At 67.7% G+C, this 13,884-nt stretch carries 9 protein-coding genes; 5 read left to right on the top strand and 4 right to left on the bottom strand.

Translation table 11 applies throughout. The features are described 5' to 3' along the window. Positions 1–43: 43 nt before the first annotated feature. Positions 44–859 carry a type I methionyl aminopeptidase gene (gene map, locus AC1PPL_RS02305; RefSeq protein ID WP_011805500.1) on the bottom strand — a complete coding sequence of 272 codons (816 nt, stop codon included), beginning with the start codon at positions 857–859 and terminating at the stop codon, positions 44–46. Between the two features lie 178 nt (positions 860–1,037). Between map and purL the strand changes: the two genes are divergently transcribed. After that, a complete protein-coding gene (gene purL, locus AC1PPL_RS02300) occupies positions 1,038–5,072 on the top strand; it encodes a phosphoribosylformylglycinamidine synthase (RefSeq protein WP_479972520.1) in 4,035 nt (1,344 codons plus the stop codon). Positions 5,073–5,091: 19 nt separating this feature from the next. Here purL and AC1PPL_RS02295 read toward each other — a convergent pair whose 3' ends face one another. Next, a complete protein-coding gene (locus tag AC1PPL_RS02295) occupies positions 5,092–5,523 on the bottom strand; it encodes a hypothetical protein (RefSeq protein ID WP_479972519.1) in 432 nt (143 codons plus the stop codon). 116 nt (positions 5,524–5,639) lie between these two features. On the opposite strand from AC1PPL_RS02295, the gene AC1PPL_RS02290 reads away from it, so the two are divergent. From AC1PPL_RS02290 to egtB, 4 genes are all read left to right on the top strand, one after another. Next, on the top strand, positions 5,640–6,638 hold the full coding sequence (locus AC1PPL_RS02290; protein ID WP_011805497.1) for a DUF808 domain-containing protein: 999 nt from the start codon (positions 5,640–5,642) through the stop codon (positions 6,636–6,638). 153 nt (positions 6,639–6,791) lie between these two features. Further along, positions 6,792–7,379 carry an OmpW/AlkL family protein gene (locus AC1PPL_RS02285; protein WP_011805496.1) on the top strand — a complete coding sequence of 196 codons (588 nt, stop codon included), beginning with the start codon at positions 6,792–6,794 and terminating at the stop codon, positions 7,377–7,379. Positions 7,380–7,677: 298 nt separating this feature from the next. Further along, a complete protein-coding gene (egtD, locus tag AC1PPL_RS02280) occupies positions 7,678–8,679 on the top strand; it encodes an L-histidine N(alpha)-methyltransferase (protein WP_479972518.1) in 1,002 nt (333 codons plus the stop codon). A gap of 19 nt (positions 8,680–8,698) precedes the next feature. After that, entirely contained in the window at positions 8,699–10,063 is a 1,365-nt protein-coding gene (egtB, locus tag AC1PPL_RS02275) for an ergothioneine biosynthesis protein EgtB (protein WP_479972517.1), read from the top strand. A 68-nt stretch (positions 10,064–10,131) separates the two neighbouring features. On the opposite strand, the gene AC1PPL_RS02270 is transcribed toward egtB, so the two are convergent. Together AC1PPL_RS02270 and AC1PPL_RS02265 are read right to left on the bottom strand one after the other, a co-directional pair. Further along, complete coding sequence (locus AC1PPL_RS02270) at positions 10,132–11,412, bottom strand: O-acetylhomoserine aminocarboxypropyltransferase/cysteine synthase family protein (RefSeq protein WP_088886928.1); 1,281 nt, start codon at positions 11,410–11,412, stop codon at positions 10,132–10,134. Between the two features lie 292 nt (positions 11,413–11,704). Next, on the bottom strand, positions 11,705–13,708 hold the full coding sequence (locus tag AC1PPL_RS02265) for a peptidase U32 family protein (protein ID WP_479972516.1): 2,004 nt from the start codon (positions 13,706–13,708) through the stop codon (positions 11,705–11,707). Positions 13,709–13,884 lie beyond the last annotated feature (176 nt).

The raw sequence follows: 13,884 nt of genomic DNA, 5'->3' as shown, positions 1-13,884 counted from the left end.
GAACCGTGCATGCCTTGCGGCGCTCTGGGCGCGGCGGCCTGGCTCAGGTCGTGGTGGCGGTGACGAAGGCCGGCAGCGCGGGGGAGCCGGCGGAGAGGGTCAGCACGTCGTAGCCGGTCTCGGTCACGAGCACGGTGTGTTCCCACTGCGCCGACAGGCTGTGGTCTTTGGTGATGATGGTCCAGCCGTCCTTGCCCAGCTCCTTGATGTCGCGCTTGCCCAGGTTGAGCATGGGCTCGATGGTGAAGGTCATGCCGGGCACCAGCTCCTCGCCCGTGCCGGGGCGGCCATAGTGCAGCACCTGCGGGTCCTCATGGAATTTCTGGCCGATGCCGTGGCCGCAAAACTCGCGCACCACCGACAGGCCGTGGCCCTCGGCGAACTTCTGGATGGCGTGGCCGATGTCGCCCAGGCGCGCGCCCGGCTTGACCTGCTGGATGCCCAGCCACATGGATTCGAACGTGAGCTGCGACAGCCGCTTGGCGGCAATGGAGCATTCGCCGATAAGGTACATGCGGCTGTTGTCGCCATACCAACCGTCCTTGGTGATCACGGTGACGTCCACATTGACGATGTCGCCCTTCTTGAGCGGCTTGTCGTTGGGAATGCCGTGGCAGACCACATGGTTGACCGAGGTGCACAGGTGGCCGGGGTAGGGCGGGTAGCCCGGAGGCTGGTAGCCGATGGTGGCGGACACGGTGCCCTGGGCGGCCATGCATTCCGCGCCCAGGCGGTCGATCTCTGCGGTGGTGATGCCGGGCTTGATGTGTGGGGCAATGTAGTCCAGCACTTCGGACGCCAGGCGGCAGGCCTCGCGCATGCCGGCGATGCCCTGCGCGTCTTTGATGGTGATGCTCATGGCGCAAATTATCCCATCGGCCTTTGCCCCCTGTGGGCGCGGGGCGGGCAAGGGCGGGTGCGGCGGGCTAAAATAGCGGGCTCCCACCAACACGCGCTGCCGGCGCGGCGGCCCCATTCAGCGGCTGCCTCAACCAGCGGGCGAAACGCCTCTTTCTGCCACCACACAGGCCGCTACCGTGACCTTGCACATCACCCCGCTGGAGGGCGGCAATGCCCTCAGCACCTTCCGCGCCCAGCAACTGCAACCCGCCCTGGCGGCCATTCATCCCAAGATCGACGGCATTGCGGCGCGCTTCGTGCACCTGGTGGCCGGCGACGCCGCACCCGATGCCGCCGCGCGCGAGCGCCTGGCCGCGCTGCTGACCTACGGCGACCCATACGCCGGCCCGCGGGACGGCATGGTGCTGTATGTCACTCCGCGCCTGGGCACGGTGTCGCCCTGGGCGTCCAAGGCCACGGACATCGCCCACAACTGCGGCCTGGCGGTGCGCCGCATCGAGCGCATCACCGAATACCGCATCAGCCTCAAGGGCGGCCTGCTGGGTGGCAAGCCCGAGTTGAGCACCGAGCAGCTGCAGCAGGTTGCGGCGCTCTTGCACGACCGCATGACGGAATCGGTGGTCACCACGCTGGACGAGGCGCAGCGCCTGTTCACCGAGCTGCAGGCCGAGCCCATGGCCTTCGTGGATGTGCTGCAGGGCGGGCGTGCGGCGCTGGAGGCTGCGAACAAGGCCTGGGGCCTGGCCCTGGCCGACGACGAGATCGACTATCTGGTCAATGCCTTCACAGGCCTGGCGCGCAACCCCACCGACGTGGAGTTGATGATGTTCGCCCAGGCCAACAGCGAGCACTGCCGCCACAAGATCTTCAACGCGCAGTTCACCATCGACGGCGTGGCGCAGGACAAGAGCCTGTTCGGCATGATCCGCAACACCGAAGCCGTGTCGCCCCAGCATACCGTGGTGGCCTATGCCGACAACGCCTCCATCATGGAAGGCAGTGAGGTCGAGCAATTCATCGCCAAATTCGAGTCTTTCGCCCAACAGGTAAGCGCTCCAAGCTATCAAAAGCGTAGTGCAACCCACCATGTGCTGATGAAGGTGGAAACGCACAACCACCCCACTGCCATCTCGCCATTCCCTGGCGCTTCCACCGGCGCGGGCGGCGAGATCCGCGATGAGGGCGCTACCGGCCGCGGCTCCAAGCCCAAGGCGGGCCTCACGGGCTTCACCGTGTCCAAGCTCTGGGGCAGCGAGGTGGGCAAGCCCGAGCACATCGCCAGCCCCCTGCAGATCATGACCGAGGGGCCGCTGGGCGGGGCCGCGTTCAACAACGAGTTCGGCCGGCCCAACCTGACGGGCTACTTCCGCGAATACGAGCAGGTGGTCGGAACGGGCGAGGGCGCCATCATCCGCGGCTACCACAAGCCCATCATGATCGCGGGCGGCCTGGGCACGATCGACGCGCGGCTCACCCAGAAAATCCTGTTCCCCGCCGGCACGCTGCTGATCCAGCTCGGCGGCCCCGGCATGCGCATCGGCATGGGCGGCGGCGCCGCCAGCTCCATGGCCACGGGCACCAACGCGGCGGAGCTGGACTTCGACTCCGTGCAGCGCGGCAACCCCGAGATCGAGCGCCGCGCGCAGGAGGTCATCAACCACTGCTGGGCGCAGGGGGCGGACAACCCCATCCTGGCCATCCATGACGTGGGCGCGGGCGGCCTGTCGAACGCCTTCCCCGAGCTGACGAATGACGCGGGCCGCGGCGCGCGCTTCGACCTGCGCGCCGTGCCGCTGGAGGAGTCCGGCCTGGCGCCCAAGGAAATCTGGTCCAACGAGAGCCAGGAGCGCTATGTGCTGGCCATCGCGCCCGAGTCGCTGGCGCAGTTCACGGCCTTCTGCGAGCGCGAGCGCTGTCCCTTCGCCGTCATCGGCACGGCCACCGAGGAGCGCCAACTGGTGCTGGAAGACACGTCGGTCACGTCCGGCGACCAGAAATTTCCTGTGGACATGCCCATGGATGTGCTGCTGGGCAAGCCGCCCAAGATGCACCGCGATGTGACCAGCGTGCAGCGCAGCTTCGCGCCGCTGAACGTGGACGGCCTGCCGCTGGAGAAGGCTGTGATCGAGGTGCTGGCCCACCCCACGGTGGCGTCCAAGCGCTTTCTCATCACCATCGGCGACCGCGCCGTGGGCGGCCTGACCCACCGCGACCAGATGGTGGGTCCCTGGCAGGTGCCCGTGGCCGACGCGGCCGTGACGCTGGCCGACTTCCGTGGCTTTGCCGGCGAGGCCATGGCCATGGGCGAACGCACGCCGCTGGCGGCGCTCAACGCGCCCGCGTCGGGCCGCATGGCGGTGGCGGAGAGCATCACCAACCTGTTGGCGGCACCCATCGAACTGCCGCGCGTGAAGCTGTCGGCCAACTGGATGGCGGCATGCGGCGAGCCCGGAGAAGACGCCGCGCTGTACGAGACCGTGAAGGCCGTGGGCATGGAGCTGTGCCCGCAGCTGGGCATCTCCATCCCCGTGGGCAAGGACAGCCTGTCCATGCGCACCCAGTGGAGCGAGGGCGGCCAGACCAAGAAGGTCACCTCGCCCGTCAGCCTCATCATCACCGCGTTCGCCACGCTGGCCGACGTGCGCGGCACGCTCACGCCGCAGCTCGACGCCAAGGAAGAGGACACGACCCTCGTGCTGATCGACCTGGGCCGCGGCAAGATGCGCATGGGCGGCTCCATCCTCGGGCAGGTGCTGAACCAGACCGGCGACGAGACGCCCGACCTGGACGACGCCAAGGATCTGATCGCCCTGGTGGATGCCGTGAACGCGCTGCGCGCTAAAGGTGCGATCCTGGCCTACCACGACCGGGGCGACGGCGGCCTGCTGGCTACCGTGGCCGAGATGGCCTTTGCCGGTCAGGTGGGCGTGGCGCTGAACGTGGACATGCTCATCACCGAGGGCGACGGCATCACCGACAGCCGCATGGACAGCGGCGAGGGCAAGAACTGGGGCGCCCAGATCAGCGGCCGGCGCGAGGAGCGCACGCTGCGCGCGCTGTTCAACGAGGAACTGGGCGTGGTGCTGCAGGTGAGGACCAGCGAGCGCAACGAGGTCATGCAGACGCTGCGCGCGCACGGCCTGTCCACTTGCAGCCACTTCGTGGGCAAGACGCGCCCGCTGTCCTCGCCCATCGATGCGGGCAAGGGCGAGTTGCAGGTGTGGCGCGATGCCAAGGCCGTGTTCAGCGCCAGCCTGCCGGACCTGCACCAGGTGTGGGACGCGGTGAGCTGGAAGATCTGCCAGCAGCGCGACAACCCCGCCTGCGCTGACAGCGAGCACGCCGCGGCCGGCGATCCCGCAGACCCCGGCATGCACGTGCAGCTCACGTTCGACCCATTGGACAACGTGGCCGCGCCGTACATCGCCACAGGCGCGCGCCCGCGTGTGGCAGTGCTGCGCGAGCAGGGCGTGAACTCGCATGTGGAGATGGCCTACACCTTCACCGAGGCGGGCTTCGAGGCGTTCGACGTGCACATGACCGACCTGCAGACCGGCCGTGCCGACCTGGCGCAGTTTGCTGGCGTGGTGGCCTGCGGCGGCTTCAGCTACGGCGACACGCTGGGCGCGGGCATCGGCTGGGCGCGCTCCATCACGTTCAACGAGCGCCTGTCCGCCCAGTTCCAGCAGTTCTTCGCGCGTGGCGATACCTTCGCCCTGGGCGTGTGCAACGGCTGCCAGATGTTTGCCGAACTGGCCGACATCATCCCTGGCGCGCAGGACTGGCCGCGCTTCACCACCAACCAGAGCCACCGCTTCGAGGCGCGCCTGTCGATGGTCGAAGTGCTGGAATCGCCCAGCATCTTCCTTCAGGGCATGGCCGGCAGCCGCCTGCCGATCGCCGTCGCGCACGGCGAGGGCTATGCCAACTTCCAGTACCGTGGCAATGCCGACAAGGTGGTGCGTGCCATGCGCTTCGTGGACAACCATGGCCAGCCGACCGAGCGTTACCCGTTCAATCCCAATGGCAGTGCCGGCGGGCTCACGGCCGTGACCACGGCGGACGGACGCTTCACGGCCATGATGCCGCACCCTGAACGCGTGTTCCGCAACATCCAGATGAGCTGGACCGATCTGGCCGCCACGGGGGGCAAGGACGCGTTCAGCCCCTGGATGCGCGTGTGGCGCAACGCACGCAAGTGGGTGGGGTGATCGGCGCCGCGGCGCGCGGCTAGCAGCCGCCGCGCACCTGGCACTCGGGCACGATGCGCCCGTGCGAATCGCGCCACTGCATCGGCGGACTGTCGGAAGACGGCGCCGCCGGCGCGGGTGGCTGCGGCGGCCGGTACGGATCGTGCAGCACGGTGGATGAGCCCACGCCGGCTCCGACGTGTGCGCCGCCCATGGGAACCGAGGTGCCCACGCCCACGCCGCCAGTCACCTGGCCGCTTGGGTGCACTCCCACTCCGACGCCCATCGGCCCCACGCCGGTGCCCACCCCGGCTGATACGCCGCCCGAACCCACGCCGACGCCCACGCTGAACGGCCCCACCGGCACGCCCACGCCCAGGCGCGCCGACGGGCCGGCGCAGGCGGACAGCACCAGCGCGGCCAGCGCGGCGGCGGTGCGCGCGGGGCGCGAGGAGGCAGTGCGAGAGGGCATGCCGCCATGGTACGCCTGCCCACCGTATTGCAAAATCAATAGCTGTCAGCGCTTGTCCCACATGCGTTAGGGGGTGTTTTCAATCAGAATGGCGGCTTCTTGAAAGGAACTCACCCATGGCCGGCGCCAGCCTTCTGACCCTGCTTGACGACATCGCCACCATCCTGGACGACGTGGCCCTCATGACCAAGGTGGCCGCCAAGAAAAGCGCCGCCATGGCCGACGACGTGTCCGTCATGACCAAAGTGGCGGCGCAAAAGACCGCAGGGGTGCTGGGCGACGACCTGGCGCTCAATGCCCAGCAGGTCACGGGCGTGCGGGCAGAGCGCGAGATCCCCGTCGTGTGGGGCGTGGCCCGCGGATCCCTGGTGAACAAGGCCATCCTCGTGCCGGCGGCGCTGCTCATCAGCGCGTTCGCGCCGTGGGCCGTGACGCCGCTGCTCATGGTGGGCGGGGCCTTCCTGTGCTTCGAAGGCTGCGAAAAGCTCGCGCACAAGCTTTTGCACACGCCCGAGGAAGATGCCGTGCAACACGCGATCCATGCGCAGGCCAACGCCAATCCCAACGTGGACCTGGCGCGGGTGGAGAAGGACAAGATCAAGGCGGCCGTGCGTACCGACTTCATCCTCTCTGCCGAAATCATCGCCATCACCCTGGGCGCCGTCGCGGGCGCGCCTTTTGCGCAGCAAGTGGCGGTACTGGCGGGCATCGCCGTCCTGATGACGGTGGGGGTCTATGGCCTCGTGGCGGGCATCGTGAAGCTGGATGACCTGGGCCTGTGGCTCAGCCGCCAGGCCAGCAACGCGGCACAGGCCCTGGGCCGCGGCATCGTCGCGGCCGCTCCCTGGCTCATGAAGACGCTGTCGGTGGTGGGCACCGCAGCCATGTTCCTCGTCGGCGGGGGCATCCTGGTGCATGGCGTGCCGGCGCTGCACCATGCCGTCGAGGGCGTGGGCGCGGCGGTGCAGGGTTGGCCGCTGGGCGGACTGTGGTCGGTGCTGGTGACCAACCTGCTCAATGCCGTGGTGGGCTTGGTGGCGGGCGCCGTGGTGCTGGCGGGGTGGACGCTCGTGGGACGGCTGCGCGGCAAGGCGGCTGCCAATGGCACACATTGAATGAGGCCATATGCCGCCGTTTGTGACGGAATAGACACATACGAATAGACACACAGATTCTGGGTTTGATCTGCAGCAATATTGACCATATTACTCGTGGGCTTAATACGTGCACGGGGGTCGTCCCCGGTCAACCCAACGTATCGAGTCAACATGAAAAAGAATCTTCTGGCCCTGGCCGTTCTGTGTGCGATGACCTCCGGCGCTGCCTTCGCGCAGCAGGTTGCGGAAGGTTCCTGGCTGGTGCGTGCACGCGCGGTGCATCTGGACAGCGCCAACAACGGTGCCGCCGGCGACGCGGGCGTGAGCATCAACGACAAGTGGATTCCTGAAGTTGACGTCTCGTACTTCTTCACGCCCAACCTCGCTGCCGAACTGGTCCTGACCTACCCGCAAAAGCACGACGTGCGCCTGAACGGCGACAAGATCGGCTCGCTCAAGCACCTGCCGCCCTCGCTGCTGCTGCAGTACCACTTCACGAACTTCGGCGCGTTCAAGCCGTACGTCGGCGCTGGTGTCAACTACACGCGCTTTTCCAGCGTGAAGCTGCCCGCGGGCCTGGACGTGAAGCGCAACAGCTGGGGCGGTGCCCTGCAAGTGGGCTTCGACTATGCGCTGGACAAGAACTGGTCCCTGAACGTGGACGTGAAGAAGGTGTACATCGACACCGACGTGCGCGGCGTGGGCACTTTCAAGGTCGACCCGGTGCTGTTCGGCGTGGGCGTGGGCTACCGCTTCTAAGAACGCAAGTTCCGTTCTTCATGGTGGGGTGGGCCGGCGCATGCGCCGGCCCTTTTTTTTTATCCTCGGCGGACGGTAAATTGATGCTCTCATTGAAGGAGCTATTTGCGCTTGGTGGGCAAGCGCTTCCGCCTGATTTGATCCTTTATTGGCTGGGCGGCGAAAAAGCCAACCACAGCGGGCAATCCGGCACAAGAGGTGCACTGTGGATTGCCCTGCAGATCGCGCGTACGTCCTACCTGAAGAGGTGTCGTTGGACTGCAGGGGCGCGTTGGCAGGTGGCCTACGCTGCAGCGCTATGTCTGCAGTTTCTCCCCTTGCTCGGCTTGACGGCGTCCTTCACCACCTCGGCCTGGCAACGCCGCAGCCGCCCGCGGGTGTGGCCTCGGCCGCCGAACGCGGCGAGATCCTGGCCGGCCTGTTGCAGCCGCAGGCGGCGCTCTCACCCAAGTATTTCTACGACCAGCGGGGCTCGGAACTCTTCGAGGCCATCACCCGCCTGCCCGAGTACTACCCCACGCGTACCGAGCGTGCCTTGCTGCGGCGCCACGGGCACGCCATTGCCCAGGCCGTAGGCCCGGAGCGTGTGGTGATCGAGCCCGGGGCGGGCAATTGCGACAAGGCGCGCGAGCTCTGCGCGCTGGTACGGGCCACGCACTTCGTGGGGGTGGACATCTCCGCCGACTACCTGCGGGATGCCATCGCGCGCCTGCGCGTGGCACTGCCGGGCCTGCATGCCCGCGCCGTGGGCGCGGACATCACCCGGGGTGTGCACCTGCCGCCGGACGTTCCCGGTGCGCGCCGCCTCGTCTTCTACCCTGGCTCGTCCATCGGCAACTTCGACCCGCCCCAGGCACTGGCCCTGCTGCGGCACATGCGCGAACTGGCGCTGGACGATGGCGGCCTGCTGATCGGCTTCGACCTGCCCAAGGACGTGGCCGTGCTGGAGGCCGCGTACGACGACGCCGCCGGCGTGACCGCGGCCTTCAACCGCAACGCGCTGGCCCACGTGAACCGCCTGGTCGGCAGCGACTTCGTGCCCGCGCAGTGGCGCCACCGCGCCTTCTTCAACCCCCATGCCTCGCGCATCGAAATGCACCTGGAGGCCGCGGGGCCGCAGCGTGTGCGCTGGCCGGGCGGCGGGCGCGACTTTGCGGCGGACGAGCGCATCCATACCGAGAACAGCTACAAGTACCCGCTGCCGGATTTCACCGCGTTGCTGCACGAAGCGGGTTTCACGCGCACGCAGGCCTGGACGGACGATCGCGGCTGGTTCGCCATGGTGCATGCCCAGGCGTGATGCCGCCAGGGGATACCACATGCGCTTGCCACCCTCGACTCCCACGCTGCCGTCGTCGCCGCAGCAGTCGCAGCCCTCGATGGCGCTGCGCTACGCCGCGGTGCGCGCGGCCACCGAGGCGCTGGCGCGGCCCCTCTCGGCCGAGGACTGCTGCGCCCAGTCCATGCCCGACGCCAGCCCCGTCAAATGGCACCTGGCGCACACGAGCTGGTTCTTCGAGACCTTCGTCCTGGAGGCGCACGAGAGCGGCTTCCGAGCATTCGATCCGGCGTTCCGCGTGCTGTTCAACTCGTACTACCACGGCGTGGGGCGGCAGCACCCGCGCCCGCAGCGTGGGTTGATCACGCGGCCCGACCTGGCCACCGTGCGGGCCTACCGCGCCGACGTGGATGCGCGCATGCAGCAGCTCCTGTCGCAGCCCGAGGTACCGGGTGACGTGCTGGCGCTGGTGGAACTGGGCCTGCAGCATGAGCAGCAGCACCAGGAGCTGATCCTCACCGACGTCAAGCACCTGCTCTGGTGCAACCCGCTGTGGCCGGCCTACCAGGGCACAGCCGCGGCCGTGGTGGTGGACGCCATTGCGGCACAAGACACCGCGTGGCGGCGCCTGGAAGGCGGCCTGGCGCAGATCGGCCACGATGGCGAGGGCTTCGCCTTCGACAACGAGACGCCGCGCCACACCGTCTTCCTGCAACCCTTCGAGATCGCCACCCGACCGGTGACCAACGCGCAGTACCTGGCTTTCGTGCAGGCCGGCGGCTACCGCGAGCCGGCCCACTGGTTGGCCGAGGGCTGGGACTGGCGGCGTGCGCAAGGGCTGGAGTACCCCATCTACTGGCGCAGTGATGGGGAGTGCGGCCAAGGTGGCGGGCCAGGCGGCTGGAGCGAATTCACGCTATCAGGCGAGCGCCCGCTGCATCCTGCGCAACCGGTGGTGCACCTGTCCTACTACGAGGCCGATGCCTTTGCCCGCTGGGCCGGCGCGCGCCTGCCCACGGAAGCCGAGTGGGAGGTGGCCGCCGCGGCGGCCTGTGCCGGGCCCGCGGGCTGCGTGGACCATCCCGCAGATGCCGATGTCTTGGACGACGGCAGCCGGCTGCATCCCCGCCCCGCGGCACCGGCGGTCGGCGCCGATCCCTTCCATCTGATGGGCGGCGAGGTCTGGGAATGGACGCAGTCCAGCTACGCCCCGTACCCCGGCTTCGCGCCCGCGCCCGGTGCCGTGGGCGAGTACAACGGCAAGTTCATGGTGAACCAGTACGTGCTGCGCGGCGGCTCCTGCGCCACGCCGCCCGGCCATGTGCGTGCCAGCTACCGCAACTTCTTTCCCGCCACGGCGCGCTGGCAGTTCACGGGCCTGCGGCTGGCACGCGATGCCCGCTGAGCAGTGGGTATGCTCCTGAATCAGGAGCTACTAGCGCTTGTCAGGAAAGCGCTAGAGCCGAAAATCGCTTAAACCGCGTCCAGCGCCTGGTGCAGGTCGGCCAGCAGGTCGTCGATATGCTCGATGCCGATGGACAGGCGCACCATGCCCTCGGTCACGCCCGCCTGGGCCAGTTCTTCGGGATTGAGCTGGCGGTGCGTGGTGGAGGCCGGGTGCGTGGCCAGCGACTTGGCGTCGCCGATGTTCACCAGGCGCGTGAACAGCTGCAGCGCGTCCAGGAAGCGCGCACCGGCGGCGCGCGGGTCGCCGCTGGCCTTCAGGCTGAACGACAGAATGCCCGAGGCGCGGCCTTTCATCTGGCGCTGCACCAGGGCATGGTCCGGGTGGTCCGGCAGGCCCGCGTAGCGCACCCACTCCACCTTGGGGTGGCCCTGCAGCGCCTCGGCGATCTTCTGCGTGTTCTCGCAAATGCGGTCCATGCGCAGCGCCAGCGTCTCGATGCCCTGCAGGATCAGGAAGGCGTTGTGCGGCGAGATGGCAGCGCCCGTGTTGCGCAGCGGCACCACGCGTACGCGGCCGATATAGGCGGCCGGGCCCAGGGCCTCGGTGTAGACCACGCCGTGGTAGCTCACGTCAGGCTCGTTCAGGCGCTTGAAGCGTGCCTTGTGCTCAGCCCAGGGGAACTTGCCGCTGTCCACGATGGCGCCACCCATGCTGTTGCCGTGGCCGGCCAGGTATTTGGTCAGGGCGTGCACCACGATGTCGGCGCCGTGCTCGATGGGGCGCAGCAGGTAGGGGCTGGGCACGGTGTTGTCCACGATCAGCGGCACGCCATGCGCATGGGCCACGTCGGCGAGGGCGCGGATGTCGGTCACGTTGCCCAGCGGGTTGCCGATGGATTCGACAAAGATGGCCTTGGTGCGCGCGTCGATCAGCTGGCCGAAGCTGGCGGGATCGCGTGCGTCGGCAAAACGCACCTCGATGCCCTGCTGGGGAAAGGTGTGGGCAAACAGGTTGTAGGTGCCGCCATAGAGCGTGCTGGCGCTGACGATGTTGTCGCCCGCCTCGGCGATGGCCTGGATGGCGTAGGTGATGGCCGCCATGCCCGAGGCCACGGCCACGGCGGCAATGCCGCCCTCCAGCGCCGCGACGCGCTTTTCCAGCACGTCGGTGGTGGGGTTCATGATGCGCGTGTAGATGTTGCCGGGCACCTTCAGGTCGAACAGGTCGGCGCCGTGCTGGGCGCTGTCGAAGGCGTAGGCCACCGTCTGGTAGATGGGCACGGCCACGGACTTGGTGGTGGGGTCGGGCGAATAGCCGGCGTGGACGGCCAATGTCTCGATGCGCATGTGCTTCCTTTACGGGTGAAGGGGAGGGCGGGGCCCGGCGTCCTGGGGCGCTTCCTAGTGCGAGCCCCTGGGCGCCCTGGGGCGGAGATAGCCGCGCGATTATGGCGGCCCACCCTCCACAGGCCAACGATGCATTGGCAATGTCGATATGCGCCCGCGCGGCGCCGGGCGGGCGTTGCGTTATCCCCGCAGCCTGTGGGCTGTGCTGTGGAAAACCCCGTGGGCAACTGCGCGAAGCCGCGCCAGTCATGGCCTGGCACGCGATGCCCATGTTTTGGGCAGCAGGCCAGGATCAGGCGGAGGTGGGCGCCGGTCGCGTGCGGTAGAACTGCAGCGGCTGGGCCTGCATGTCCTTGAGATGCTGGTTCATCACCGACTTCTTCATCTTGCCCACCACGTGCATCTCGCAGGGCTTGCAGTCAAAGCGCAGGGTGAGCTTTTCCTTGCCGTTGATGAGCTGCAGCGGCTCGGCCTTGATGGTGCCCTTTACGCCGATCACACCCTTGGCCTGCTTGGGGCACAGGCTCATGGAGAAGCGCACGCAGTGCTTGGTGATCATCAGGCTGACTTCACCTTCTTCCTCTTTCGATTCGTACGCGGCGTCGATCACCTTCACGCCATGCTTCACGTAGAAGTCGTGCGCCTTGTGGTTGAACACATTGGCCAGGTAGGTCAGCGTGTCTTCGGGGAAGGGCACGGGTGGCTGCACCGGCACGGCGCGCGGCAGGCGCACGAAGCCGGCGGTGCGTGCGTCCTCCAGCGCGACCACGGCGTCACGGCGCAACTGGTTCAGTGCCGATGCGGGCACGAACCACGGCTGCGAGAGCTGCAGCGCCATGGCGTGTACGGCGAAGCGGGTGGCGCCAAAGCGCCCGAGTTGATCGCGCAGCGTGGCCTCGGCCTTGACCGCATCGGTGGCTGGCTGGTGGGGCTGGATGACCGACGCGCTGCCGACGAAGCCGTCTTCGTCGGTGACCGTGAGCGCAAAGCCGTCGGCGGTCTCGGCCAGATGGGCCCACAGGCCGATGCGGCGGTCGCTGGATTTCTTCTCCAGCGTGCGCACCCAGTCCATGTCGCGGTTGCGGTTGATCTCCAGGCCCTTGCGCAGGTCCTTGAACTCGGTGATCTCGTTCTTGGGGAACACGCGCCAGATGCCCTTCTTGGGCGCCACGCATTCGGCGCGGTTGATGTGCACGCCCACCAGTTCCTTTTGCAGATCGTAGTAGCACAGGCCGTCGCCGTTGTGCAGTGCGGTGGTTTTGTCGCTCACCTCCAGCTCGAACCAGTTGTCGCCGATCTGCGTCACCCAGCCGATGGCGCGGCCCGGCGTCTTCGGGGTGTCGAAGGCGCCGATGTCTTCCTTGCGGCCGTTGACGAAGTAGTCGGTGAACTCGCGGTTGAAGTTCTGGTCGGGATCGGGCTCGAACGTGAAGGTGGTGCGGCCGCTGGACGAGCGCGTCAGCGGCTCGCCCGTGAACTCGCGCTCCTCGATGATTTCGTCCAGCAGCTTGCGGTAATGGGCGGTGATGTTCTTCACGTAACCCATGTCCTTGTAGCGGCCCTCGATCTTGAAGCTGCGCACGCCGGCGTCGATCAGCGCGCGCAGGTTGTCGCTCTGGTTGTTGTCCTTCATCGACAGCACGTGCTTCTCGTGCGCAATGATGCGGCCGGCGCCGTCCAGCACCTCGTAGGGCAGGCGGCAGGCCTGGTTGCAGTCGCCCCGGTTGGCGCTGCGCCCGGTGTGGGCATGGCTGATGAAACACTGCCCCGAATAGGCCACGCACAGCGCACCGTGCACGAAGAATTCAATGGTGGTACGGCTGGGGTCGGTGGCTTCGCGAATGGCCTGGATCTGCTGCAGATCCAGCTCGCGCGCAATCACGATCTGCGACAGGCCTGCGTCCTGCAGAAAGCGCGCCTTCTCGGGCGTGCGGATATCGGTCTGCGTGCTGGCGTGCAGCTGGATGGGTGGCAGGTCCAGCTCCAGCAGGCCCATGTCCTGGATGATGAGCGCGTCGGCGCCGGCCTCGTACACCTGCCAGGCCATCTGGCGTGCACCCTCCAGCTCGTCGTCGCGCAGAATGGTGTTCAGCGTGATGAAGATGCGGCTGTTGAAACGGTGCGCATGCTGGATGAGCCGCTCCAGGTCGCGGATGTCGTTGCCCGCCGTGGCCCGCGCGCCAAAGGCGGGGCCGCCGATGTAGACGGCGTCGGCGCCGTGGTTCACGGCCTCGATGCCGATGTCGGCGTCGCGCGCGGGTGAAAGCAGTTCGAGCTGGTGGGGCAGGAGGGACATAGGGCGTGAATTATCCCGGTCTGCGCCCGGCCCTGCCGGGGCGGGGGTACCCGGTGGCAGGTACCCGTCTGGCAAAATTGCGGGTTTTCCCGGATGGTTCATAGACAGGGCGCTTAGCGCGCGTGTGGTTTGTGCGCCTGCCGCTTCCACCGCCAGCGGCACGGCCGGGTTGCGTC

The sequence above is a fragment of the Diaphorobacter sp. B2A2W2 genome (genome assembly GCF_056730635.1).
Note: the sequence above shows the minus strand (reverse complement) of the source record. Positions and strands in the feature narration are given on the sequence as shown.